Raw genomic sequence first — 23,038 nt, 5'->3', positions numbered from 1 at the left:
GGGCCGCCGTCCCGATGACCGGACGGCGACCTGCCCGCGCTGCCTCGTGGGGACGGCGGCAGCGCGCCACCCGGACCGGGCGGCGGGCACTCACACGCGCAGTGCCCGCCGCCCGGTCTGTGCGGTCGCCCCGGGTCGCCTCAGCGGACGGCGCCCATGGTGCGGGTGAACTCCTCCGGGCCCGCGTCGAAGCCGCGCAGGCCCGCGTCGAGTGACCAGATGCCCGAGTCCTCCCGGGTGAACTCCGCGACCGTGGCCGCGGTGGCCGCCGGGACGGAATCGAAGCCGCCCTGGGCGAGGTCGGTGTACCCCTCGCGGATACGGACGCCCGTGCCGGGGATGTCGGCGAAGGTCTTCCGGGGACCGCCGCCAGTGTCCTGGATGATCACGCCGACCACCACCCGGCGCAACTCCGGTGCCATCCGGTCGAGTTCGAGGGTCATGACCTCGTCGTAGCCGAATCCCTGGCCCGTTTGGCTGTCCCGGTTCAGGGTGATGGTTCCGTCGGGCGACCGGCTGCCGAAGTGGACCAGGTGGAGGGGCACCCCGTGGAGGTCGGCCGCGCCGTAGACCGCGGCCACCAGGTCGAGGTCGTGCGGGGGCGTGCCGGCGGGGCTGGGGTCCCACCGCAGCCCGACCTCCACCTTGGCCAGACCCTTGCGTACACCGGTCACCGAACTCCCCCTCCTCTGAACGGTTGTGGCCCCGTCATGTTCCCACGCGGCCGCCGCCCGGGCCGAACGGCCGTACGTTCCCGGCCACTTCGCAGGGGGCCGGCCGGCCACCGTGTCCCGCCGGCCGTGGCCGGCCGCCCGCACCCGCCGCGTGACCTCCCCCTACCAGTCCCCGTCCTGTACCGGCTTGCCCGGCCTCGGGGCGTTGCCGAGCGGCTTGACCTGACCCGGGCCCGGCTCCGCCCAGGGGGTGTGGTCGTCGCCGAGCCACTCCCCCACCGGCTTGACCCCTTCCAGGGCCCCGGCCGGGGCGAGGTCGGCGGCCGTCTCGTCGTAGTAGTCGAACCAGGGCAGCCCGGCCTTGGTGTAGGCGGCACGGTCGACCGGCGAGGGCGGTGCCTCCTCCCCGGTGATACGGCGCCACGCGGGCGGGGTCACCAGGTGGACGAAGACCCGCGCGGCCGGCTCCCCGGCCCAGGCGGAGAGCGGCCGTTCGTCCCGGTAGACCTCCTGGCGCATGGCGCCGCCGACACCGAGCCCCATCGCCGGGGCCGCGGGCGCGGCCGCCCTCGGGGCGGCGCCGGGTGCGGCCGCCGCCATCGGCATCGGCACGGCGCCCCCGAAACCACCGGGCGCCGGCGGCGGGGGCGGAGCCCCGTAGAGGCCACCGCCACCGCGCGCCGCGCCCGCCGCCCGCGCCCGCTCGGCCAGCCGCCACTCGGCCAGCGCCTCCGGCCCCAGCGGGAACGCCTGGAGCTGCACCCCGCCGGTGGTCTCCTCGCCGGTCACCTGGCCCTCGACGGTGGCACCGAGCCCCAGCGGTACGGCGACGAACTGGCGCACCGTCCCGTCACCCGAGTTGATCCCGTCCAGCCACGGCTGCCGGGGCAGCACCACGTAGTTCTGCGGATCGCGGGCGAGACGGCCCGTCCAGCGCTCGCCGGAGACGGCGCACACCTTGCCGACCCCGACCTGGAGCGCGGCGGGCTCCCGGGTGCCGCCGAAGCTCAGCCACATCGCCTCGCGCAGGTACACGGGCAGCATCACGCCGCCCTTGGCCAGCCATTCCGGCGGCACCGTGTCCGGGTGGTCCTCCACCCGCCGGAGCGGAAACTCCCCCAGCCCCGGGGGCAGCGCGTGCGTGCCCGATTCCGGCAGGCACAATGTCCGCATGAAGCGGATCTGCACCCCTTCTCCCAAGTGCAGCGCATTACCGTCGAGCCGTACCGAATCAGGTCCCATGTCCGCCCCTTTTTCCCGTTCCGACCATGATCGACCACACGATCTGCGGCCGTTCCGGATCGTTATCCTCAAGTTTTCCTCAGATCTAGTGACGCTGCGGCCGTCCCCTTCCTAGCTTCCTCGTACACGTGTCTCGACGTTCCCCCGCGTCACCGCGGTTCCCGCGCGCCCGGCGATCCCGGCGCACGGCCCGCGTTCCCAGGAAAGAGTGCAGCATGAAGGTTCCCCAGGCCGGAGCGGTCGCCGCAGTGATCGCCCTCGTCCTCACCACCTCCGGGTGCGGCGGTGACGACGAGCCCAAGGGGAAGCTCGCCATCGGCATCAAGTTCGACCAGCCGGGCATCGGGATGCGCGAGCCCGACGGCACCTTCTCCGGTTTCGACGTGGACGTCGCCACCTACGTGGCCAAGGAGCTCGGCTACAAGCCGGACCGGATCGACTTCAAGCAGGTCTACAGCAACGACCGCGAGCTGCTGCTCCAGTACAACGAGGTGGAGTTCGTCGCCGCGAGCTACTCGATCAGCGACAAGCGCAAGGAGAAGGTCGACTTCGCCGGCCCGTACTTCGTCGCCCACCAGGACCTGCTCGTCCGGGCCGGCGATACGAGCATCACCAAGGCCGAGGACCTCAACAACAAGACCCTGTGCTCGGTCATCGGCTCCACTTCGGCGGAGAACATCAAGAAGAACCTCGCCCCGAAGGCGAGCCTGCTGGAGCAGGAGGGCTACTCGGAGTGCCTCGTCGCCCTCCGTGACGGCCAGGTCGACGCCATGACCACCGACAACTCGATCCTGGCCGGGTACACCGCCAGGAAGGGCAACGAGGGCAAGTTCAAGATGGTCGGGCTGAGCCTGAGCAACGAGAGCTACGGCATCGGCGTCAAGAAGGGCGACAAGGAGCTCCGGAGCAAGATCAACGCCGCTCTGAAGAAGATGGTCGAAGACGGCTCCTGGGAAGCGGCCGTGAAGAAGAACTTCGGCGCGGCCGACTACAAGTACGAGCCTGCCCCGCAGGTCACGTCGGGCCTCACAGCGGGCAGCTGACGATCGTCGAGGCGGTGGCCGGGTCCGACCAGTCGGCGTCGAAGCGGGCGTTGACGACGTAGAGCCGGCCGCCGTACACCGCCGCGGTCGTCGGCTCGTCGAAGCGCGGGTCGGTGATCTGCTTCACGAACCGCGCCCGGCGGCCGTCCGCGCTCAGGGTGAACACGTCGACGGCGTAGGCCCAGTTGCGTACGACGTACAGCGTGCGGCCGTGCACCACGAGCCCGTCGCCGTTGCCCACCGATCCGCCGTCGAGCACGGTGCGGGTGGCGTCACCGGTGCGCGGGTCGACGCGGTACAGCGCCTCGGCGGTGTCGTGCACCACCAGCAGGGCCCGGCCGTCGGGGGTCCGCTCGATGCCGTTGGCGCCCCAGTACTGGCCGCCGGGCGGGACCGGCGCCCACTCCCCGCGCAGCCGCAGCGTGCGCGGAGCCGCGCCGGCGCCGGTGAGTTCGCGGCCGGCGGGCAGGAAGTACAGGACGTCGTTGAACGAATCGGTGAACCAGGCGCCGCCGCACCCGACGACGACGTCATTGACGAAGGCGGTGCCGGTGGCGGCCTGGTGGGTGGCCAGCACCCGGCCGTCGCCGGCGTGGATCACCCGGATCTGGCCGCTGTCGCCGCCCGCGACGAGCAGCCTGCCGTACGTGTCGAGCTTGAGGCCGACCGACATCGGGCCCTGGCCGCGGGTGAGGATCCGGCCGGTCCCGTCGGCGAGGTCGGCGCGGTAGACCGAGCCGTCGAGCAGCGAGCCCGTGTAGGCCACGCCACGGCCGGAGACCGCTATGCCCTCCGGCTGGAAGCCGGGCGGGGTCGCGAGGGTGTCGGGCCGCCGGAGCGCGGCGGATGCGGCGGGCCCGGCCCCGGCGGGCCGGGCCTGGGCGAGCGGGGCGAGCGGACCTGCGAGCGCCGCGCCGCCCAGCGCCGCGGCCGCACCGAGGAAACTGCGCCGTCCCAGGGGTCCAGTCACGATGGTGTCCCTTCAACTGCCTTGGCGGGTAGGTCATTTGAGGTCTCCACCTCAGCACACCTCCCGTGTCCCGGCAGTCCCGGAGCACGACACTTCACAAGGGAATGAGGAGCCTCCCCTTCGCGGCCGGCGGCACGGGCGGCGGGTCAGGTCACGGGGGCCTTGCTCCGCAGCACGGTCAGGAACTCCCGCATCCAGCGCGAGTGGTCGGGCCAGGCCCTCGCCGAGACGAGCGTGCCGTCCACCACCGTCTCGGAGTCCTCGAACTCGGCGCCCGCCGCCTTCATGTCCGGCTCCAGCGCCGGATAGGCGGTCACCCGGCGGCCCGCCAGGCCCCCCGCAGCGGCGGTGATCAGCGGGCCGTGACAGATCTGGGCGATCGGCTTGTCGGAGCCGGCGAACGCGTCGAGGATCCGCCGCACCTCTGGGTCGTTGCGCAGGTACTCGGGCGCCCGTCCGCCGGGGACGACCAGGGCCGCGTAGTCGTCGGTGACGACATCGGCGAAGGCCAGGTCGGCCGGCCAGGTGTAGCCGGGCTTCTCGGTGTAGGTGTCGAAGCCGTCCTCGAAGTCGTGGACCACGAACCGCAGTTTCTTCACCGACGGCGCCGCGATGTGGACCTCGTACCCCTCCTCGCGCAGACGCTGGTACGGATACAGGACCTCCAGCGACTCCGCGGCGTCTCCGGTCACGATGAGGATCTTCGCTGCCATGTGCTGCTCCCGTCACGGCTGTTCACGGTCGGCCCGGACCCCGCCCGGGCCACCGCTACCCTGCCCGCGCCGGACGCCCGGCACACCCCAAGGTGTGCACGCCCGACACATGGTTTTTACCTGTACGGCACATGACAATGTGAGCCTCGCTCTGCCACCTGATGTCCCGCCAATTCCCCGGGCGGGAACGGTTCTTCCGGAGAGGTACCCCCACGTGAAGAGAATCCCTCGCCTGACCCCCTGGGCGGCCGGTCTCGCGGCCGTCGCCCTGTTCGCCGTGCCCGCCGCGGCCGCCGCCGGCCAGCAGCGGACGGCGGTCTCCCCGCAGGCCGTGTCCGCCGGCTCCGCGGGCACCTCCGCGACGTCCGTCGACGCCTATTACGCCGCAGCCGAGGGCAAGACCGGCGCCGCGCTGAAGACCGCGCTGCACGAGATCATCAAGACCCAGTCCAAGGTGACCTACGACGGCGTGTGGAACGCGCTGAAGGTGACCGACCAGGACCCGGCGAACCCGAACAACGTCATCCTGGTCTACTCCGGCCGCTCGCAGTCCAAGTCCACCAACGGCGGCGACCCCAACGACTGGAACCGCGAGCACGTCTGGGCCAAGAGTCACGGCGACTTCGGCACCGCGACCGGCCCGGGCACCGACCTGCACCACCTGCGCCCCGAGGACGTCACGGTCAACAGCACCCGCGGGAACAAGGACTTCGACATGGGCGGCAGCCCGGTCTCGGAGGCGCCCGGCAGCTACACCGACGCCGACTCCTTCGAGCCGCGCGACGCGGTCAAGGGCGACGTGGCGCGGATGCTGCTGTACATGGCGGTGCGCTACGACGGTGGCGACGGCTTCGCGGACCTGGAGATGAACGACAAGGTCAACAACGGAACCGCCCCCCTCTTCGGCCGGATCAGCCTGCTGAAGCAGTGGAACGAGCTGGACCCGCCGGACGCCTTCGAGCAGCGCCGCAACCAGGTCATATTCGACAGCTTCCAGCACAACCGCAACCCCTTCATCGACCACCCGGAGTGGGTCAACTCCATCTGGTGACGGGAGCGGCAGTCCTGGACCACTCCGGGGATTGGGCCGCGCCCGGCCGGGTATTCGCAGGTCAGAGGCTGCGGTCCGCGCCGGGCGGGGCAGCCGACGGAGGTACGTGGTCATGGACGGAGCCGGACTCTCGGACCGCGAGCAGCGCGCCCTTTCGGCGATCGAAGCCCATCTCAGGAGGGACCGGTCGCTGGACCGGCTGCTGCGGTCCGCGCATCTGCGTCACCGCACCGCTGCGGCCTGTCTGCTCGGTGCGGTGACGGTGGCGCTGCTCGTCGCGGCGTCGATCACCGTGTCCCAGCCGCTGATCTGGGCTTTCGCCGCCGCCTGGATGCTGACCGTGGTCACCGCGCTGCCCCTGGTCGGCGGGTGGGTCCGCCGCCGCTGGCAGCGCCGTGAGCGCACGGCGCGGCCGCAGGCGCCGGACGCCCCTTGAGCCGGAACCGCTAGGCCGTTTCCTTCGGATCATCGGATCGCTGGTCTGGAGTGTCGTTGACTGATGCCCAGTGGGCGAGATCGAGCCGTTGCTGCCGGACCGGACACCTCGGCGGGGTGGGCGGTGGCGTGATCACCGACAGGTGATCGACGCGATCGCGTTCAAGTACCACACGGGCACGCCGTGGATGGACCTGCCCGAGCACTTCGGGTCGTGGAAGGGCGCTCACAACCGGCTGCGGAAGTGGGCGGCCGACGGCACCTGGGAGAAGGTCTTCACCGCCCTGCTCTCCCAGGCCGACGCCGAAGGCGACCTCGACTGGGTCGTTTCGGTCGACTCCACGAGCGTCCGGGCACATCAGCACGCCGCCAGGGCCGGTCAAAAGGGGCTCCGGCTGGCGAGCCGGACAATCATGCCCTCGGACGGTCCCGCGGCGGACTGACCACGAAGATCCACCTCGGCGGCCGTCCGCCGGCCTTCCGACCGCGAGGCCGACAAGCAGCGCAACACCGTCGAGCGGTGCATCAACAGGCTCAAGCAATGGCGCGGCCTGGCCACCCATTACGACAAGACCGCCACCATCTACCTCGCCGGACTCCACATTGCCGCCATCTTCGTCTGGTCGGCGAGGTGATCCGTAAGAGGCGGCCTTAGCTGCAGTCCCACATGAACCGGCCTTCAAGGTAGTCGGAGCTGAGGAAGAGGAAACCACTCCCGTAGCCGAAATTGAGGAAGAATGGGTCTGACTCCGCCTCGCCCCGGTCCTCGAACTGGCAGAGGAAAAGCCAAGAGGAATCGATGCCGAAGGCCCGGTCGTTTGGGTAAAGGGCCTCGCCCCCCAGGAAGTCCTTGGGTCGCTCCTCGTAGGGGTATTCGACCTCTGGTCCCTCGCTTCGCAGCCACCGGGACCAGGCAGCGGCCTGGTTCGCCGCCTCGTCGAGTTCCGATGGCATCGGCGTCAGGTCTGTCAGCCATTCGACGGGAACCTCCGTATCGTCCGGACCCCAACGCCACAGGGTTCGCCCCTGGGTGCTGCGGGACCCGATCGACGCGAAGGACGGTATCCGCCCGCCCGGCTGGACCAGAACGACGGCCTCGCCGTCCTCCGCTGCGTTGCCGCCCATGTCCATGCCCTCCTCGTGCAGGAACAAGTAGGCGAGGCGTACCTCGTTCCCTGGCACTCGGAACTGGCCGATGAACACCAGCGGCTCACCCGTACGCGGATGCACCGGCCACGCCGGACCGTCCAACCAGACCGGCTGCCCGCCGAACTTCGACACCGGGTCCGTGACCGGCCCAGGTGCAGCCCGCAAGGACATGCGCAGCCGCGGCAGGAAGGCTGCATCGTAGGGGCCCTCGGCCTGGCTCGTCGGCTTGGAGATCACGCTGCCGACGCTACGGCACCCCACCGACAGGGCCCTGTTTGGGCCGTCATCTTTGAATGCTGCCTGACCCACAAGATCCGGAAGAGACTGCCTAGTCGGACAGGTAGATCTCGTCCAGGGTGTCGATCGCTCCGTCGGCACCGAGGTGGTAGCGGAAGGGCAGCCCGGAGTCGGGGTGGGCGCTCACCCAGGAGATGAGTTCGTGGAGGGTGATCGGCTTGGGCTCCAGGCCCGTGACGATCGGGGCGGTGGCCGTGATCTTGGCGGTTTCCGCGATCGGGATGAAGGTCTCCTTGCCCACCGGCTCGAAGGTGGCGCCCTCCGTGTCCTTGCTGCCGCAGCTCCAGTTCCCGTGCTGGACGATCAGGTTGTGGGAACCGCCCTCGGGTGTGTAGCGGCGCAGCGCGAGCAGGTCCGGTGCGATGGGCATGACGTGGTCGCACGTCGCGGTCGGAGCCGGGGAGGCCGGCTTCTTCGCCGCCGTGGCGGTCCCGGTGGGCTTCGGGGCCGCCTTGGAGGCCGAGGGCTTCGGGGCCTTCGAGGCCGTCGCCGTGCCGGAGGGCGCGGTGGGGCCGCCGGGCTTCGCGCCGGGCAGGCCCGCGTCCTCGTCCCCCTGACAGGCCGTGAGCGCGAGGAGCCCGCACAACGCCAGGGCGGCCAGTGCCGCCTGCCTGTGAGCCCGTCTGCCGTTGCGTGCGGCCCTCATGGTCGTCTCCCTCTGCCGGGTTGAAGCGTGGCGTCAACGTAGCGCGCGGGATTCGGCCAGGACGATGGCCGGATGTCGTTCGTCACCGGCCCGAGATCACGTTGTTGCGGAGTACGGAACTCCGTCACCTAGCGGAGCCGGTCCGCGAGGGCGCTGAAGGCGGGCCAGGTCAGTTGGGGCGGCCGGGAGTCCCACACCTTCTGGGAGAGCGCGGCCAGCGGCAGTCTGATGCCGGCCGCCACCTGGGCCTGGGTCTGGGCCCCGGAGAGGTCGCACCAGACGGCGAGGCGCGCGCCCAGGATCTGGCCGGCGTACCGGGCCGGGACGGCGGTGGTGCCGCGCAGGACCAGCGGGGTCCACTGCTCGTAGATCCGCCGCCCGGTGGGATAGGTGAACTGGTTCGGCTCGCCCAGGACGTAGTACAGGTACTCGTCGTTGAGGTTCACCACTTTGCGGCCGGCGCTCAGATAGTCCAGCGGCGGGCGGGCGCCGATCTCCTTGCCGGTCCAGTACTCCACCTGGAGGTCCTTGGCCGGGACGGCGACCCCGCCGGCGAAGAAGCCGTCGTTCCACGCCTTGAGCGCCTTGCCCGACGGGCGCACGGTGTCCGCGCGGTCGTCGAGCCAGCCCGTCGCGAGGTCCTGCACCCGGGCGGTGGGCCCGTACCGCTGCTGTGCGGCGCGCGCGAGCTGCGGGAAGGAGGCCTCCGGGTTGCGGACGACCAGTGCCTGGTACTCGTCGGCGCCCAGGTGCCAGGCCCCGCCGGGGAACAACGGCAGGTACTCGCGCAGGAGTTCGTCGATCAGCTTGGCGGCCGCCGGGTCGGATATGTCCACGGCACCCTTCACCGGATTGCCCTGTACGTCGCGCAGTTGCAGGCCGGGGTGGGCGCGCAGCACGGCGCCGAGGTGGCCGGGCGAGTCGATCTCCGGGACGACGGTGATGTGCAGGCGGGCGGCGAGCGCCGTGATGTCGCGGACCTGCACCTTGGTGAGGTGCGGGGTGGAGACGATCTCCGGGTGGGTGTCCGACTGGATGCGGAAGGCCTGGTCGTCGGAGAAGTGCAGGCCGAGCTGGTTCAGCTTCATGTCGGCCATCTCGCGCAGCCTGTCCTCGATCCAGTCGGGGGTGAAGTGCTTGCGCGCGATGTCGAGGTTGAGGCCGCGCTGCGGCTTGGCCGGACCGTCGCGCACGGTGCCCTCGGGGGCCGAACCGGCTGTGCGCACCGCCTGCTTGAGGGTGCGGGTGCCGTAGAAGACCCCGGCCTCGTCGGGGCCGGCGATCCGGACCCGGCCGTCCTTGACGGTGAGGGTGTACGACTCGGGTGACCCGGAGTCCTCGGCCCCCAGGGCGAGTTCCACGTCGCCGGGGCGCGGGGCAGCCGACTGCGCGTATCCCATGCGCAGTTCACCGGCGAGGAGTCTGCCCTCGTCGGCGAGGGCGGCCTCGTCCTTCTGTGCGACGACGACGCGCGCGGCGGGGGCGGGCTTCCAGCCGGGGCCGCGGGCGGGTTCGTGTTCCCGTACGGCCGGGATGGTGCGCGGGGCGGTGGACAGCGGGTAGGACGGCGTCGGGGTGGGCGTGGGGGCGGCCTCGCCGGTGCCCTGCGGGGTCGGGGGCGGCGCGCTGGTGCCGGCCGTCGGGGCGGCGGGGGCGCCGGCCCCGTCGGAGGCGGCGGTGCAGCCCGGGAGGGCGAGTACGGCCAGCGCGGCGGCAGTGGCCGTCGCGCCTATGTGGACTCTCCCGTACTGCCTCGGCTTCCGCATCATCGTGCACCCTTGTCCCCCGTACCAACGTGGCACGGGGGACACGGGCGCGCGACCCGGCGGCCTCAGACCAGGGCGTCGAGCGCGGCGGCGGCGAAGCCGTGGTCCTGGTCGGGGGCGGCGCCCCCGACGCCGATGGCGCCGATGAGACGGCCGTCGCGGTGGACGGGGAGCCCGCCGGCGATGAAGAGCAGCGGCCGGTCGAGGGCGGTGGGCAGCGTGTGGAAGGGGCCGCCGGGCCGGACGGCGTCCACGAGGTCGGCGGTGGGGGCGTTCAGCTGGAGGGCGGTGTAGGCCTTGCGGGTGCTGGTCTCGCCGGAGATCAGCACGGCCCGGTCGTCGCGCCGGAAGGCGAGCAGGTGCCCGCCGGCGTCGAGGACGGTGACGCTGACCGTGGCTCCGGCCGCTTCGGCGGCGGTCCGGGCGGCAGCGACGAGCAGGTCGGCGTCGTCCGTGCTCAGGGGGGCGACGGCGGTGCGGAGGGTGCTGGACATGCGCGGGTTCTCCTGGGATGTCGTACGAGGGGTCGTGGATCAGTGGTGGACGGGGACGGCCGCGGGGGCTCCGGCGGCGACGACCCTGGCCGGGCCACCGGCCGGGCGGGACGCCGTACGGCGCTCCAGGACACCGGAGACGAGGGCCAGGACCAGGGCGGAGGCGGCCAGTGCGGCACCGACCCAGTTCGGGGCGGTCCAGCCGAGTCCGGCGGCGATCACGAGGCCGCCGAGCCAGGCGGCTAGGGCGTTGCCGAGGTTGAAGGCGCCGATGTTGACGGCGGAGGCCAGGGTGGGCGCGCCGGCGGCCTGGTCGAGGACCCGCTTCTGCAGCGGCGGCACGGTCGCGAAGCCGAGGGCGCCGATGAGCAGGATGGTGACGGCGGCGCCGGCCTTGGTGTGGGCGGTGAGGGTGAAGGCGGCCAGCGTGAGAGTCAGCGCGCCCAGGGACACGTACAGCATCGGCATGAGCGCCCGGTCGGCGAAGCGGCCGCCGATGAGGTTGCCCGCGACCATGCCGAGGCCGAGGAGGACCAGGAGCCAGGTGACGGAGGAGTCCGCGAAGCCGGCGACGTGGGTCATCATCGGGGTGATGTAGGTGATCGCGGCGAAGACCCCGCCGAAACCGAGGACGGTCATCCCCATCGCGAGCAGCACCTGGACGTTGCGGAAGGCCGCCAACTCGCCGCGGATCCGCACGCCGCCGGCGGGCCGGGGCAGCTCGGGTACCAGGCGGGCGATGCCGAGCAGGCCGAGGACGCCGAGCGCGGCGACGATCAGGAAGGTGACGCGCCAGCCGAGGGTCTGCCCGACGAGGGTGCCGAGCGGGACGCCGACGACGTTGGCCACGGTCAGGCCCGTGAACATCATGGCGATGGCGCCGGCCTTCTTCTCGGGGGCGACGAGTTCGGCGGCGACGACCGCGCCGATGCCGAAAAAGGCTCCGTGGGCGAGGGAGGCGACCACGCGGCCGGTGAGCATGACGCCGAAGGCGGGAGCGAGTGCGGAGAGCACGTTGCCCGCGACGAAGAGGCCCATGAGCAGCATCAGCATGCGCTTGCGGGGGATGCGGGTGCCCAGGATGGTCATGATCGGCGCGCCGAGGACCACGCCGAGGGCATAGCCGGTGACGAGGAAGCCCGCGGTGGGGATCGAGACGCCGTAGTCGGCGGCGACCTCGGGGAGCAGGCCCATGATCACGAACTCGGTGGTGCCGATCCCGAAGGCCCCGATGGCGAGGGCGAGGAGTGCGAGTGGCATGAGGGGAGATGCCCTTCAGGGGGTGGTGGGTGGTGCGGCGCCGGGCCGCCGGCGCTCGCGGCACATGGATGCTGCCGCTGCTTACGTGCGTCCACATTAATTGCAGACGCGGGATATTTGCAAGCGCGGGCTATTTCGGAAGTCACCTATCCTGGGGGCACACGGACGAAGGAGGAGCCCATGACGGCGACGGACGGCGCGCTCACCGCCCTTTCCCAGGGCTGGTGCGCCCTCTCCCTCCTGCACGGGCGGATCGAGGCGCACATCGAGCGGGCACTGCAGGCGGGACACGGCCTCAGCGTGCGCGAGTACTCGCTGCTGGACGTGCTCAGCCGCCAGCACAACGGACCGGGCGGGCACCTGCGGATGCACCAGGTGGCGGACTCGGTGGTGCTCAGCCAGAGCGCGACGACGCGTCTGGTCAGCCGGCTGGAGGACCGCGGCCTGCTGAGCCGCTACCTCTGCGACACCGACCGCCGGGGCATCTACACCGATGTGAGCGAGGCCGGGCTGGCGCTGCTGGCCGAGGCCCGGCCCACGAACGACGCCGCCCTGCGCGAGGCGCTGGACGAGGCCGCCCGCAAGCCGGAACTCGCCCCGCTGGTCGCGGCGGTGGAGAACCTCCGGCCGGCCGGGCCGGACACTAGGGAGTAGCGGAGGCGGAGGGCGTCGGCGGCCGGGACGCCGAAGGGGAGCTCGGCGGGAGCGGGGGCACCGTCCGGCTCGTGCTCGCACTCGGGCTCGCAGGGGTACTCGGGCTCCGGCTCGCGCCCGTACCGGCGCTGACGCTCGCGCCCGGCGAGCGCTCCGGGCCCGACGCGGACGACGACGGCCGTGGCGCGGGCGTGTGCGGGGATTCCGGGGCCGGGCCGGGGGCCGTGATCCTCGGCGGGGTGGCGGGCGGCGCCGGGGCGGGGGCCGGGTCGGGTGCGAGCAGCAGGTAGCCGACCCCGGCGGCCGCGGCCGCCGCCAGGCCGCCGAGGGGCACCGCGAAACGCCTGAGCCGTGCGACCGGCAGGCGTCCGGCGCGGGGCCGGGGCGGATCCGCGGGGCGCAGCAGGCGCAGGTCGATGGAGTCGGCGCGGGCGTCGAGGGCTTGGCGCAGCCGGCGCTCGACGGGGCGTTCGCCCTCACGCGTCGTACGCGTCATATCCGTCCCTCCAGGATCCGTTCCAGCGCGTCCAGGCCGCGGCTCGCGTTCGACTTCACCGCTCCGCGGCTGATGCCGAGGGTGGTCGCTATCTCCGCCTCGCTGAGGTCGGCCCAGTAGCGCAGCACCAGGACCTGGCGACGGCGCGGCGTCAGCCGGCCCAGTGCGGCCAGCACTTCGCGGTGCGCCTCCTCGAGGACCACGGACGACTCCGCCGAGGGCACGCCGACCGCCGGGGGCGGCGTCCAGGCCCGGACGGTCCGCCGGCGGCGCAGCACGGAGCGCGAGGTGTTGACGACGGCGGTCCGCAGGTAGCCGAGCGCGTTGTCGACCTCGGTGATCTCCTCCCCGTGACGGCGGTAGAGGGCCGTGAAGGCGTCCTGGACGACGTCCTCGGCGGTGGCCAGGTCGTCGACCAGCAGCACCGCCAGCCGGACCATCCGCAGCCGGTGCGCGTGGTAGAGCTCGGTGACGGTGGGTGGCCGCGGATCGCCGTGGCCCGCCGCACCGTACGCCTGCCCGTACGGATCCCCGTGCGCGGAGCCGTACGGATGCCGGGACGCCGGCGGGGCGGAACGCTCCCGGCGGAGCAACGACCACAGGCCCCGCCACGCCCGGCCGGAGCCGGGCGCGAGGGGGCCGACGGGTGGAGCCAGGTGGAGCACGGGATTCCTCAGCTGTTCGTGCGGCGCCGCACGGCGTACAGGGCTCCGGCTCCGGCGAGGATCAGTCCGGTGGCCCCTGCCCCCATGGCGACGGTGGTCGCCGACGAGCCAGTATGCGCGAGCTCGGAATCCGCAGGTGAGGTGGGTACGGCCGAGGGCTCGGCCGGGGCCGGGCTGGGCTTCGCACTCGCCGCCGCGGGTGCGGTCGCGGACACGGACGGGCTGGGCTTCGCGCCCGAGCCGCTGGTGGGGGTGCTCACCGAGGGAACGGGTGCGGCCGGCGTCGGAACCGCGGACGGGCTCGCGCTCCGCGGGACGGTGGGGGAAGGGGAGGGCGCGGCCGAGCTCCCGCTCGCGGCGAGGGCCGGCCCGGCGAGCAGGACGACGGTCCCGGCAGCGGCAGCGGCAGCGGCGACGGCCGTTCGGCGGACGGCCAGGGGGACGCGCTCGAGGTTCTTCACGGTGGTTCTCCACGGTCGGGTCGAGGACGCGGTACCGCGCCCTCCACCCCCTCACGACGTGCGACCCCCGGGGAGGTTGCCGCCGGATCCGAAAAACTTTCCGGCCGTCGCCCCGAGCGCCGCAGCACCTGCTGCAGGGCGCTGCCGAGCGTGGGCGTGGTGATCGCCGGGCCGGCCGCGGGCCTTCGGCCGGCGCGCCCCGCACCCGCCGGGGCGGCGGTCCCGGCTGCCGCCTCGCCGTGAGCGGGAGGTGCCGGCCCCGGCTGCCGCCCCCGCCGTGAGCCGGAGGTGCCTGTCCCGACTGCCGCCTCCCTTGAGCGCGCCCGGCCCCGTGGATCACAATCCGCAGATGGCGACGCCCCCGTACAGCAGTTGGATGCGGTACTTCTCCCCCACCGCCAACCACCGCAGACTCGGCCTGGTCTGCCTCGGGGTGGGGGTGCAGGAGGGCGGACTGCCGGTCGTGGGGCCGCGCGTACTCGATCACCATGTGGCCGTGGTCGTCACGCGCGGCCGGGGCTGGTTCAGCCACGGCGGCCGGCCGGCCCAGCCGGTGACCGCGCCCGCGCTGCTGTGGCTGGTGCCCGGAGTGGAGCACCACTACGGGCCCGATCCGCGGAGCGGCTGGGACGAGTGCTTCGTCGATTTCGCGGGCCTCGGCGTCGAGGCGTACACCGACCTCGGCTACATCACCCCGGACCGACCGCTCGTGCCGCTGAGCGGGACGGCCGGGGTGCGGCACGTGGTCGACGGGATCGTCCGGGCCGCCCGGCGCGGCGGCCCGCTGCTGGAGGTGGAGGCCGCGGCCGCCGTGCACGGACTGCTGGTGGCCCTGCGCTACGCCCGCGCCGAGGTGTCCCGGCACGGGGACGCCGTGATGGACACCCTGGCGCGGGACGCCCTGCTGCCGATCTCGGTGGCCGAGCACGCCGCCCGGCTCGGGATGCCGCTGCGCCGACTGCGCCGGGCGGTGCGGCACAGTACCGGCGAGGGGGTCAAGGAGTACCTCCTCGGGATCCGGCTGAGCCGGGCGAAGGAGCTGCTGGCCCGCACCGACCTGCCGGTCGCCGGGGTCGCCCGGCGGGTCGGTTACGAGGACCCGGCCTACTTCAGCCGGCTGTTCAGCCGCCGGGTGGGGATGGCCCCCGTACGGTTCCGCGCGCAGCAGTCGGTACGGGGGCCGTCGCGGTGAACGTCAGGGCCGGTGGCCGACGTTCAGTTCCGCCACCGAGGTCCACGGGTTGCCGCCCACCTCGCTGGTGGCCTTGAGCCTGACGTAGCGCGCGGTCCGCGGGGTGAACGAGGCGTCCTGCCGGTCCGTGCCGTCGGTGAAGGTGCCGGTGGCCGCCGCCGTTCCCCAGGTGACCCCGTCGGGCGAGGTGAACACCTGGTAGTCGGCGATGCGTCCGTTGCTCTGCGTCTGCCGGGGCAGGTAGTGCAGCGCCGAGACGTTGTACGGGGCGCCGAGGTCCAGGGTGACCTCGTGCGGCATCGGCGCGGTGGCGGCGTACCACTGGGTGTGCCAGATCGTGGCGGCGTCCCCGTCCAGGACGTTCGCGGCGTTGCCGTTCTCGCCCGCGGTCTCCTGGCTGTCGACGGCCTTCACGCTCATCGCGCTCTGCGGTACGAGGAGTTCGCCGCCGGCCGGGCCGAGGTCGTCCACGGTCAGGTCGTCGAGGACGAGGTCGGCTTCGTTGTGCGAACTCTCGGGGGTCACCTTCCGTACGCCGATCCAGGCGTCGGTGCCGGCGGTGAAGGTCCGGGTGAAGGTGGTGGGGGTACGGGCCTGGCCCAGCGCGGTGGCGGTCTCGGTGGAGCCGGCGCCGGTGATGAACTGGTAGTCGCCGGCGAAGCCGTTCTCGTAGGTGAAGGTCACCTTGTACGTGCGGCCCTGGGTCAGCCGCAGGGTCTGGGGCAGGGTGCGGTAGACGAGCCCGGTCCGCTCCTCGTGCGACTTGAGGGAGTTCTGCCCGTTGATCACGTCGTCGACCAGCTTCCCGTTCCATCCGGCCTGGGTGTACGGGGCGTTGCGCTGGGCGATGTGCGTGCGCGGGTCGGTGGCTGAGCCTCCGGCGCCGCCGAAGGCGAAGGGACCCCAGCCGGCGTCGACGTTCTCGAAGTCCTCGGCGAAGAAGTGACCGGCGAGGGAGGTGCGGGCCGAGCGGACCACTCGTACGTCGTCCAGGTAGACGGTGCCGGCGCCGGATCCGGCGGTCGCGGACAGCCTGATCGTGGCGGCGGACTGCCCCGCCGGGACGTCGAAGAGCACCTTCATGCGCTGCATCCTGGTGCCGTTCTTCTCGCTGCCGCCCAGGCTGTTCGTCAGCGGTGAGGAGTCGGCGTACACGGAGGCCGCGGCGCCACCGGCCGGGGTGGCGGTCAGGGTCACGGCGCGTCCGGCCGGGGTGGAGACCCATACGGAGGCGGCGTAGGTGCCGGGGGCGAGAGCGGTGAGCTGCTGGGAGACGGCGGGGGCGGTGCCGGGGGCGAAGGTGAGCTCGCTCTGGCCCTGGGCGTTGCGCGTGACGGCGGCTCCGGTTCCGGTGACGGTCCAGGCGTTCAGGTTCCCGGCGTAGAAGGAGGGGTCCTTGACCGGGGTGGCCTCGCCCCACTTCGGGTCGGCCGGGGCGGGCGCGGCGCCGTTGGTGACGACGTAGGCGGTGCGGGCGGCCGCGTTGACGGTGATCCGGCCCTGGCTCACGGCGAGGTCGCCGACCGACTGGCGGCCGGTGTCGGTGAGTTTCCAGAGCTTGGGCGCGGTCCAGCCGGCGGGCAGGGTCCAGGTGGTGGAGCCCCCCTTGTCGTTCCAGTGGTAGAGCTTGCCGTCGCGGGGCAGCAGGTAGGCGTCCCCGGACAGGACCGTGCGGCCGGCGGTGGTGATCTGGCGCTTGTTCCCGGCGGTGGTGACGGTGGTGCCGTCGGCCAGGGTGACCGTGTCGGCGGTCCACTTCACGATCGGGGATCCCTGGAGGTACTTGGTCGGCAGGTTGACGGCGAAGGTGGTGTTCAGGAAGGCGGTGTAGTCCTTCTTGCCCTGCCAGCCCTCGTAGGCGGTGACCTCGGCGCCGCCGAGCAGCGGGTCGCGGGCGATCCAGTCGTCCTTGGTGTGGTTGGCGATGAAACGGGCGATGGTGGAGTTGATGCCCTTCAGGTCGCTGCCGCCGTAGTCGACGTCGGCCGCCCAGTGGTGCCAGAGGGACTGCTCCGTGAGGGTGTTGGGGAATTCCGTCGCCAGCTGGAAGCCCAGGGCGCCGATCTCGCGCTGGAGCTTGCGCGATACGTAGCCGTCGCCGTACCAGACGTCCACGTAGAGGAAGTCCAGCCCGGGGGCGGCGGTCTTGAGGTCCTGGAGCCGCTTGAGGCGCTCCCCGGACTGGCCGTCCTTGCGAGTGTCCACGTAGTACGACTGGTCGAGCCAGTCCCAGCCGAGGCCGCCGCTCTGGTGGGCCGGGTCGAAGGTGGCCGAGACGGGGTACTCCTCGGTGGCGTTGACGTGCACGCCGAAGTCGGCGTTGTAGGCGTGTCCCGCGGTGGTGAGGGTGTTCAGGTCGACGGCGCCGCCCAGCTTCGAGCCGATGTTCTTGTAGTCCATGTGCGCGGAGTCGTGGCCTTCGGAGGCGTACCCCTTGAGGAGGACGAACTGTCCGAGGCCGTCCGTGGCGAGCGAGACCCGCTTGGTCTCGTCGAGGGTCTGCGCGAAGGGGTGGGTGGCCTGGGAGGCGAAGTTGAAGGGGATCCGCTGCACGACCCGGTCGGCGGTCCGCTGCCAGCCGGTGGGCGGGGTCCAGATGTCCCGGTGGGCGATCGCGGCGTCCTGCCAGTCGACGACCGAGTCCGCGTTGCGGTCGGCCGTGATCGCGATACGGGCGTACGGCAGCGGCTCGGTGTCGCCGTCGGCCGCGCCCGCGGCCCGGTGGAGCCAGGCTCCGCTCCACAGTCCGGCGCGGCGGTAGGAGCCCTTGTCGGTGACGCGCTTGGCCGTACGGCCGTTCTCCCGTGCCGTGCCGCCGGAGGGGGTGTCGTACAGGGAGTTGGAATCGATGGCGGCGGCCAGCCTGCCCGTGTTGACCAGGCCGTACATGACGGTGGTCGCGGCGGGGTCGACGGGGGTGCTGCCGGTGATCGGGGTGAAGGTGTCCCCGCTGCCGGTGGTGGCGGTGTGCATCGTGGCCGTGGAGAGCGCGGCGCCCGGCTGGTCGCTGCGGACGCTGACGAGGTGGTGCTCGGGTATCGCGAGGCTGCGGACGCGCAGGGCGGCGGTGTCCTCGATCGCGGTCACCTTGAACTCCACCACCGAACCGGCCACCGAGATGCGGGATCTGATGGTCACTCCGGAGAAGGTGAGCGCGTAGTCCACGGCGGAGGCGGAGGGGGTCGAGGTCACGGTGGGGGTGTAGGCGGTCCCGTTGACCAGCACGGTGCTCAGCGGGTCCTCGTTGCCGTGCAGGACGTCGCCGGTGGCGCGGCGGGTGTAGCCCATGACGCGGGGGAAGCCGCTGTCCACGCTGACGGACAGCTCGGACGAGGTGATCGTCACGGGTGGGGCCGCCGCGGCGGGGGCGGCGGGCGCTGCCACGACCAGGGTGGCGACCAGGCCGGCCACCGCGGCTGCGGCCGGCCAGAGGGGGGTTCGCATCGGACCTCCGGGAGTCGGCTCTTCCTCGGCGGAAGACCGCTCGGCACGCAGGCCCGAGCGGTCCGCTCACTGACCTGACAGCTTGCGGACCGCGGGGCGCGAAGGCCCATGGACAAAGCGGAGCGCCGTCCTGGACTTACGTGCCCGGAAGGGGCCGGAGGGGCGCGGGGGCACGGGGCCGGGGCCCGGGGGTCACGGGACCGGGGAGCGCGGCGAGGTCGTCAGGTGGCTGCGGAGGCGAGGACGACGGCCGTCCCGTAGGCGCACACCTCGGTCCCGACGCTGCCGGCGTCCGTCACGTCGAAGCGCATCATCAGGACGGCGTTCGCGCCGCGCGACTTCGCCTGGTCGATGAGCCGCTCCATGGCCTGGTTACGGGTCTCCACCAGGGTCTTGGTCAGCCCCTTCAGCTCGCCGCCGATCACCGACTTCAGGCCCGCGCCGATCTGGCTGCCCAGGTTGCGGGAGCGCACGGTGAGGCCGAAGACCTCTCCGATGACCTGTTCCACCCGGTAGCCGGGGACGTCGTTGGTCGTCACGACCAGGACGCCGGTCTGCTCGGCGCCGGGGCCGCCGCCGTAGTCTTCGATACCCATGGCAGTCACTCTCCCCCGGCCCGTCGCCGCCCGCATCCGGAGGCGGCCCCGCTCAGGGCATCCGGACGGCGAGACCGAACTCGTGGGCGAGGACGACGGCCTGGGCGCGGCTGGACAGCTCCAGCTTGCTCATGCAGCGGTGCACGTGGGTCTTGACCGTGGCGGCGCTGAGGACGAGACGTGCCGCGATGTCGGCGTTGGACAGGCCCGCCCCGACCAGGCCGAGCACCTCGCGCTCGCGCGGGGTCAGCGCGGCCAGCCCCGGGTGGGGGGCGCGGGCGGCCGGGGCGGCGTAGGTGTCGACGAGTCCGCGCAGGGCCCGGGGGCTGAACAGCATGTCGCCGGCGTGCACGGTGGCGATGGCGGCGAGCAGGCGGTCGGGCGGGGTGTCCTTCAGGAGGAAGCCGCTGGCCCCGACCCGCAGGGCGCGGAAGACGTACTCGTCGGAGTCGAAGGTGGTGAGCACCAGCACCTTCGGGCCGTCGGCCCGGTCCGCGTCGCGCCCGGCCAGGATCCGCTCGGTGGCGGTGATGCCGTCCGTGCCGGGCATCCGGATGTCCATGAGGACCACGTCGGGGCGGGTCTCGGCGGCCAGCCGGACCGCCTCGTCGCCGTCCGCGGCCTCGCCCACGACCTCGTAGCCGGGCGCGGCGGTGAGCAGCGCGGTCAGCCCGGACCGGATCAGGAACTGGTCATCGACGACGAGTACGGACGGCATCCGCTTCATCCCCTCCCGTTCGGGGCACGGGGACCCGCAGACTGACCTCGAAACCGCCCCCGGGGGCGGGCCCGGCGGTCACCGTGCCGTGATAGATGGTCGCCCGCTCGCGCATGCCGATGAGGCCGTGGCCGGCGGCGCGCTGCGCGCCCGTCGCGGTGCGGACCGGTGCGCGCCCGCTGCCGTCATCCTTGACGCGTACGCGGATCTCGTCCGCACCGTAGTCGACGCGTACGGTCGTGCGGGCCTCGGGGGCGTGCTTGATCACGTTGGTGAGCGCCTCCTGGACGACGCGGTACGCGCACAGGTCGATCCCGGGCGGCAGCGCGTACGCCGTCCCCGTGATCCGTACCTCGACCGGTACGCCGGCCTCCCCGACCCGGGTGACCAGCTCGTCGAGGTGCCCGAGCCCGGGGACCCCGCGGGGGTCGGCGGCGGATGCGGGGCCGGTGGCGGTGGCCGGGCCGGGGCCCTCCTCGCGGAGCACCTCCAGCATCCGGCGCATCTCGGCGAGGGCCTCGCGGGCGCTGTCCCCGACGGTGTCCAGGGCCCGGCGAGCGGTCGGCGGGTCGGCGGTGAACACGTAGGCGGCGAGGCCGGTCTGGACGGAGATCACCGAGACGTGGTGGGCGATGACGTCGTGCAGCTCGCGGGCGATCCGGATGCGCTCCTCCGTCACGGCCCGGCGGGCCTTCTCCTCCTGCTCCAGGCGGAGCCGCCGGGTGAGTTCGCGCAGCCTGCGCGCGCCGTCGCCGACGACCCAGCAGACGAGGGTGGCCACCGTCACGAAGGCGACGCTGAGCGCGCCGATCCCCGGCTCGGCGAGCCGGGTGCCCCAGAGGAACACCACCAGCGAAGCGGCCGCGCACCGCACCGACACCCGGCGGGGCCGCAGGGAGGCCACGGTGTAGAGCGCGGTGGCGAGCCCGCACACGGCGACGACGTGGTAATAGCCGAGGGTGAGGTACGTGGCGACGCAGAGCCCGGTGCTGCACAGGACGGCGACGGGGAACCGGCGGCGCAGCACGAGCGGCAGGTAGATCGCGGCGAGCAGGCCGTAGGCGAACGCGTCGGGGGTGCGCCAGTAGCCGTGGGGGTCGGGCCAGTTGTCAAGCAGCGTGGACGAGATCCAGAGCGAGCCGGCCGCCCACCCGATCTCGGCGACGACCGGCAGGCCGGCTCGGAGCCGGACCGTCGCCGGATGTGTGGCAAAGTGCACGTCAACCCCCCTGTGTACACCCCTGGTTGTACAGGGTGCACTCCACAGGGGGTAGGCACGTTTCAACCCGTGGATGGGCGCAGCCGGTGCCGGGCCGCCCGTAGATTTTCCTCCGCCGGTCCACCGGCCGGCACCGGCCCTGCCCCCCGGGGCCCTCGCCGCGCGGCCGTGCCCGTTCGGGGGCGGGCACGGCCCCGCGTACGCGCGGGGCCGGTGCGGACCCCGCCACCTCGCGTCGAGCCGCGTCAAATATTGGGCATATCGGGCTAATCGACGGTGAGTCAGCAGGGCTGCGCGCCCCTCCCTCGTCATAGTCGTCCCTGGCAACCGCCTGGTTGCCACCCCGCGCCGCACGTCGCGGCCGGGCGGACGTCTTCGTAGAGGAGCCGGCTCATGCTGAAGCCCCCCAGGTCCATCCTCGCCCTCGCCGCCGGAAGCCTGGTGCTCGGCCTGGTCGGGGCCGGGGCCGCCGTCGCCGACGACGACGAGGGCCGATCGGCCGCCGCCACTCCCCCGGGGCAGACGGTCATCATCGACGACGAGGCCCCTCGGGCCGACGGCTGGGAGCGCTACCCCCTCGGCAAGGTCGTCTCCAAGGGCCCGCTGAAGGTCCGCAGCAAGCCGACGACCCGTTCGCAAGCCGTCAACCAGGTGTACCCGCACCGCAAGATCGAGATCGAGTGCAAGACGCACGGCGAGTCGGTCGACGGCAACAGCCTCTGGTACCGCCTGCACCGGTCGTACGGCGCCGGCTCGGAGGACAAGGCGTACGGCAAGGAGCACTGGGTCACCGCACGCTACGTCGAGAACCTCTCCCACGTGAAGTACTGCCACTGACCGCTCGCCCGGTCCGCAGGTCGGCTACGGCCTAGAAGTCGCCGTAGTTGACCTGCCAGGTGGGCAGCCCCATCCGGCGCCAGACCGCCACCACCCGGTCCCGGTCGTCGAGCGACACCCGTACCGCGTAGCGGTGGCGCACGTGCGTGTCGAACAGCTCCGCCTTCACCACGTCGTCGCGGCGCGTGTCGCCGGCCGCCCGCATCCACAGTTCGTCGTACGGCACTTCGTGGCGCCGCAGCCAGGCCTCGGTCTGCGGCCGGTGCTCCTCGCCGCGCCCCGACAGCAGGACGATCGTGTCCCCGTCGGCGCGCCGGAAGGCGTCGAGCGCGTGCCGCACCGACTCGTTGAGCAGGTCGAGCTCGCAGCGCGAGAAGTCGTACGGCCCCCGGTCTCCGGTCAGCGCGAGGGTGCCGTCGATGTCGCACATCACCGCGGTGGGCAGCGCCGGGTCGGGTACGTACCGGGTCACGGGCGGCGCGGCCACCGCGCCGGAGCCGCCGTTCATCCACTCCGCCGTCAGCCGCCATCCGCCCTTGCGGGCCTTGCGGTGCTTATCGTCGAGTATGCGGATGATCTCCTCGCCGACCCCGTTCTCCCGGGCGGCGTCCCGGCGCAGGCACTCCTCCAGCGGGACGTCGGTGAAGTCGTGCACGACGAAGGTGGCGAGTCCGCCGACCGCCGCCTTGAGGCGCTTCGGAATGTGTTTGGTCAGGTGCGTGTTGTCGACGACCACGTCGAAACCGCCGTCGACGGCCGCGCGGACCGCCGCGTCCTGTACGGCCAGTACGGTCTGCTCGTGCGCCCAGGACCGGCCCCGCTCGGGGTCCGGCAGGTCGAGCATGCTCCGCAGGTCGTCCAGGTTGACGCGGCGCATCCGGCCGCCCGCCTGCGCCTGGAGGGCGCGCGCCGCGGTCGTCTTGCCGGAGGCCGGCAGCCCCGTCATGACGTGCACGACGGGCAGTGGGGCCTCGTCGGGCACGGCCTCGGGCACTACGGGCACTTCTTCGGGCACG

At 72.6% G+C, this 23,038-nt stretch carries 23 protein-coding genes and 1 pseudogene; 7 read left to right on the top strand and 17 right to left on the bottom strand.

Features of this window, described 5'->3' with window-relative positions; genetic code table 11:
- Positions 1-140 precede the first annotated feature (140 nt).
- Both ACIP5M_RS05550 and ACIP5M_RS05545 read right to left on the bottom strand, forming a co-directional pair.
- The gene (locus tag ACIP5M_RS05550) at positions 141-674 is read right to left on the bottom strand and encodes a TerD family protein (RefSeq protein ID WP_401192243.1); all 534 of its coding nucleotides are present in this window, start codon (positions 672-674) and stop codon (positions 141-143) included.
- Positions 675-836: 162 nt separating this feature from the next.
- Positions 837-1,916 (bottom strand): hypothetical protein, encoded by a 1,080-nt coding sequence (locus tag ACIP5M_RS05545; RefSeq protein WP_401192241.1) that lies wholly within the window; start codon positions 1,914-1,916, stop codon positions 837-839.
- A gap of 215 nt (positions 1,917-2,131) precedes the next feature.
- Between ACIP5M_RS05545 and ACIP5M_RS05540 the strand changes: the two genes are divergently transcribed.
- Positions 2,132-2,959 (top strand): glutamate ABC transporter substrate-binding protein, encoded by an 828-nt coding sequence (locus ACIP5M_RS05540; protein ID WP_401192239.1) that lies wholly within the window; start codon positions 2,132-2,134, stop codon positions 2,957-2,959.
- Here ACIP5M_RS05540 and ACIP5M_RS05535 read toward each other — a convergent pair.
- Both ACIP5M_RS05535 and ACIP5M_RS05530 read right to left on the bottom strand, forming a co-directional pair.
- Positions 2,943-3,929 (bottom strand): SMP-30/gluconolactonase/LRE family protein, encoded by a 987-nt coding sequence (locus ACIP5M_RS05535; RefSeq protein ID WP_401192236.1) that lies wholly within the window; start codon positions 3,927-3,929, stop codon positions 2,943-2,945. The genes ACIP5M_RS05540 and ACIP5M_RS05535 overlap by 17 nt on opposite strands.
- 146 nt (positions 3,930-4,075) lie before the next feature.
- Entirely contained in the window at positions 4,076-4,642 is a 567-nt protein-coding gene (locus ACIP5M_RS05530) for a DJ-1/PfpI family protein (protein WP_401192233.1), read from the bottom strand.
- Between the two features lie 214 nt (positions 4,643-4,856).
- Here ACIP5M_RS05530 and ACIP5M_RS05525 point away from each other — a divergent pair, with 214 nt between their 5' ends.
- The 3 genes and pseudogenes from ACIP5M_RS05525 to ACIP5M_RS05515 all read left to right on the top strand — a co-directional run bounded on the left by ACIP5M_RS05525 (position 4,857) and on the right by ACIP5M_RS05515 (position 6,763).
- Positions 4,857-5,693 carry an endonuclease I family protein gene (locus ACIP5M_RS05525; protein ID WP_401192230.1) on the top strand — a complete coding sequence of 279 codons (837 nt, stop codon included), beginning with the start codon at positions 4,857-4,859 and terminating at the stop codon, positions 5,691-5,693.
- A gap of 112 nt (positions 5,694-5,805) precedes the next feature.
- A complete protein-coding gene (locus tag ACIP5M_RS05520; protein ID WP_401192228.1) occupies positions 5,806-6,129 on the top strand; it encodes a DUF3040 domain-containing protein in 324 nt (107 codons plus the stop codon).
- 50 nt (positions 6,130-6,179) lie between these two features.
- A pseudogene (locus ACIP5M_RS05515) lies at positions 6,180-6,763 on the top strand (IS5 family transposase).
- A 16-nt stretch (positions 6,764-6,779) separates the two neighbouring features.
- Here the strand turns inward: ACIP5M_RS05515 and ACIP5M_RS05510 are convergent.
- The 5 genes from ACIP5M_RS05510 to ACIP5M_RS05490 form a co-directional block, all read right to left on the bottom strand.
- On the bottom strand, positions 6,780-7,514 hold the full coding sequence (locus ACIP5M_RS05510; RefSeq protein ID WP_401192225.1) for a hypothetical protein: 735 nt from the start codon (positions 7,512-7,514) through the stop codon (positions 6,780-6,782).
- Positions 7,515-7,605: 91 nt separating this feature from the next.
- Positions 7,606-8,220: a hypothetical protein gene (locus tag ACIP5M_RS05505; protein ID WP_401192223.1), complete on the bottom strand. Its 615-nt coding sequence runs from the start codon at positions 8,218-8,220 to the stop codon at positions 7,606-7,608.
- 128 nt (positions 8,221-8,348) lie between these two features.
- Entirely contained in the window at positions 8,349-9,989 is a 1,641-nt protein-coding gene (locus tag ACIP5M_RS05500) for a glycoside hydrolase family 20 protein (RefSeq protein WP_401192222.1), read from the bottom strand.
- 62 nt (positions 9,990-10,051) lie between these two features.
- The gene (locus ACIP5M_RS05495; RefSeq protein WP_401192220.1) at positions 10,052-10,480 is read right to left on the bottom strand and encodes a heme-binding protein; all 429 of its coding nucleotides are present in this window, start codon (positions 10,478-10,480) and stop codon (positions 10,052-10,054) included.
- Positions 10,481-10,519: 39 nt separating this feature from the next.
- Positions 10,520-11,740: an MFS transporter gene (locus tag ACIP5M_RS05490; protein ID WP_401192218.1), complete on the bottom strand. Its 1,221-nt coding sequence runs from the start codon at positions 11,738-11,740 to the stop codon at positions 10,520-10,522.
- A gap of 180 nt (positions 11,741-11,920) precedes the next feature.
- Here ACIP5M_RS05490 and ACIP5M_RS05485 point away from each other — a divergent pair, with 180 nt between their 5' ends.
- On the top strand, positions 11,921-12,394 hold the full coding sequence (locus ACIP5M_RS05485) for a MarR family winged helix-turn-helix transcriptional regulator (protein WP_401192216.1): 474 nt from the start codon (positions 11,921-11,923) through the stop codon (positions 12,392-12,394).
- Here the strand turns inward: ACIP5M_RS05485 and ACIP5M_RS05480 are convergent.
- Genes ACIP5M_RS05480 through ACIP5M_RS05470 form a run of 3 tightly spaced genes read right to left on the bottom strand, consistent with a single transcriptional unit; the run spans position 12,384 to position 14,016 of the window.
- On the bottom strand, positions 12,384-12,890 hold the full coding sequence (locus ACIP5M_RS05480) for a hypothetical protein (RefSeq protein WP_401192213.1): 507 nt from the start codon (positions 12,888-12,890) through the stop codon (positions 12,384-12,386). The two genes, ACIP5M_RS05485 and ACIP5M_RS05480, sit on opposite strands and share 11 nt — an antisense overlap.
- On the bottom strand, positions 12,887-13,555 hold the full coding sequence (locus tag ACIP5M_RS05475; RefSeq protein ID WP_401192210.1) for an RNA polymerase sigma factor: 669 nt from the start codon (positions 13,553-13,555) through the stop codon (positions 12,887-12,889). Before ACIP5M_RS05475 ends, ACIP5M_RS05480 begins: the two co-directional genes overlap by 4 nt.
- 8 nt (positions 13,556-13,563) lie before the next feature.
- Positions 13,564-14,016, bottom strand: a complete 453-nt coding sequence (locus ACIP5M_RS05470; protein ID WP_401192207.1) for an LPXTG cell wall anchor domain-containing protein — start codon at positions 14,014-14,016, stop codon at positions 13,564-13,566.
- 349 nt (positions 14,017-14,365) lie between these two features.
- On the opposite strand from ACIP5M_RS05470, the gene ACIP5M_RS05465 reads away from it, so the two are divergent.
- Positions 14,366-15,208, top strand: a complete 843-nt coding sequence (locus tag ACIP5M_RS05465; protein WP_401192204.1) for a helix-turn-helix domain-containing protein — start codon at positions 14,366-14,368, stop codon at positions 15,206-15,208.
- Positions 15,209-15,211: 3 nt separating this feature from the next.
- Here ACIP5M_RS05465 and ACIP5M_RS05460 read toward each other — a convergent pair whose 3' ends face one another.
- The 4 genes from ACIP5M_RS05460 to ACIP5M_RS05445 form a co-directional block, all read right to left on the bottom strand.
- A complete protein-coding gene (locus ACIP5M_RS05460; protein WP_401192202.1) occupies positions 15,212-18,652 on the bottom strand; it encodes an endo-alpha-N-acetylgalactosaminidase family protein in 3,441 nt (1,146 codons plus the stop codon).
- A gap of 221 nt (positions 18,653-18,873) precedes the next feature.
- The gene (locus tag ACIP5M_RS05455) at positions 18,874-19,248 is read right to left on the bottom strand and encodes a YbjQ family protein (protein WP_401192199.1); all 375 of its coding nucleotides are present in this window, start codon (positions 19,246-19,248) and stop codon (positions 18,874-18,876) included.
- A gap of 52 nt (positions 19,249-19,300) precedes the next feature.
- Positions 19,301-19,966 carry a response regulator gene (locus tag ACIP5M_RS05450; protein WP_401192196.1) on the bottom strand — a complete coding sequence of 222 codons (666 nt, stop codon included), beginning with the start codon at positions 19,964-19,966 and terminating at the stop codon, positions 19,301-19,303.
- Positions 19,941-21,185 (bottom strand): sensor histidine kinase, encoded by a 1,245-nt coding sequence (locus tag ACIP5M_RS05445; RefSeq protein ID WP_401192193.1) that lies wholly within the window; start codon positions 21,183-21,185, stop codon positions 19,941-19,943. The genes ACIP5M_RS05450 and ACIP5M_RS05445 overlap by 26 nt, the downstream gene beginning before the upstream one ends.
- Before the next feature lie 393 nt (positions 21,186-21,578).
- Here ACIP5M_RS05445 and ACIP5M_RS05440 point away from each other — a divergent pair, with 393 nt between their 5' ends.
- Entirely contained in the window at positions 21,579-22,022 is a 444-nt protein-coding gene (locus tag ACIP5M_RS05440; protein ID WP_401192191.1) for an SH3 domain-containing protein, read from the top strand.
- 31 nt (positions 22,023-22,053) lie between these two features.
- Here the strand turns inward: ACIP5M_RS05440 and ACIP5M_RS05435 are convergent, their stop codons facing one another.
- On the bottom strand, positions 22,054-23,037 hold the full coding sequence (locus tag ACIP5M_RS05435) for an AAA family ATPase (RefSeq protein WP_401192188.1): 984 nt from the start codon (positions 23,035-23,037) through the stop codon (positions 22,054-22,056).
- Between the last annotated feature and the right edge of the window lies 1 nt (position 23,038).

The sequence above is a fragment of the Streptomyces sp. NPDC088762 genome (assembly GCF_044750905.1).
Lineage (GTDB): Bacteria > Actinomycetota > Actinomycetes > Streptomycetales > Streptomycetaceae > Streptomyces.
The sequence above is the reverse complement of the archived record's forward strand: the minus strand, read 5'-3'. Positions and strand labels throughout refer to the sequence as shown.

Excerpts from the sequence above, each read along its gene's own strand:
- ACIP5M_RS05545 (WP_401192241.1), bottom strand. The coding sequence starts at position 1,916 with ATGGGACCTGATTCGGTACGGCTCGACGGTAATGCGCTGCACTTGGGA.
- ACIP5M_RS05540 (WP_401192239.1), top strand. The coding sequence starts at position 2,132 with ATGAAGGTTCCCCAGGCCGGAGCGGTCGCCGCAGTGATCGCCCTCGTC.
- ACIP5M_RS05530 (WP_401192233.1), bottom strand. The coding sequence starts at position 4,642 with ATGGCAGCGAAGATCCTCATCGTGACCGGAGACGCCGCGGAGTCGCTG.
- ACIP5M_RS05520 (WP_401192228.1), top strand. The coding sequence starts at position 5,806 with ATGGACGGAGCCGGACTCTCGGACCGCGAGCAGCGCGCCCTTTCGGCG.
- ACIP5M_RS05505 (WP_401192223.1), bottom strand. The coding sequence starts at position 8,220 with ATGAGGGCCGCACGCAACGGCAGACGGGCTCACAGGCAGGCGGCACTG.
- ACIP5M_RS05500 (WP_401192222.1), bottom strand. The coding sequence starts at position 9,989 with ATGATGCGGAAGCCGAGGCAGTACGGGAGAGTCCACATAGGCGCGACG.
- ACIP5M_RS05495 (WP_401192220.1), bottom strand. The coding sequence starts at position 10,480 with ATGTCCAGCACCCTCCGCACCGCCGTCGCCCCCCTGAGCACGGACGAC.
- ACIP5M_RS05490 (WP_401192218.1), bottom strand. The coding sequence starts at position 11,740 with ATGCCACTCGCACTCCTCGCCCTCGCCATCGGGGCCTTCGGGATCGGC.
- ACIP5M_RS05485 (WP_401192216.1), top strand. The coding sequence starts at position 11,921 with ATGACGGCGACGGACGGCGCGCTCACCGCCCTTTCCCAGGGCTGGTGC.
- ACIP5M_RS05480 (WP_401192213.1), bottom strand. The coding sequence starts at position 12,890 with ATGACGCGTACGACGCGTGAGGGCGAACGCCCCGTCGAGCGCCGGCTG.
- ACIP5M_RS05465 (WP_401192204.1), top strand. The coding sequence starts at position 14,366 with ATGGCGACGCCCCCGTACAGCAGTTGGATGCGGTACTTCTCCCCCACC.
- ACIP5M_RS05460 (WP_401192202.1), bottom strand. The coding sequence starts at position 18,652 with ATGCGAACCCCCCTCTGGCCGGCCGCAGCCGCGGTGGCCGGCCTGGTC.
- ACIP5M_RS05455 (WP_401192199.1), bottom strand. The coding sequence starts at position 19,248 with ATGGGTATCGAAGACTACGGCGGCGGCCCCGGCGCCGAGCAGACCGGC.
- ACIP5M_RS05450 (WP_401192196.1), bottom strand. The coding sequence starts at position 19,966 with ATGCCGTCCGTACTCGTCGTCGATGACCAGTTCCTGATCCGGTCCGGG.
- ACIP5M_RS05440 (WP_401192191.1), top strand. The coding sequence starts at position 21,579 with ATGCTGAAGCCCCCCAGGTCCATCCTCGCCCTCGCCGCCGGAAGCCTG.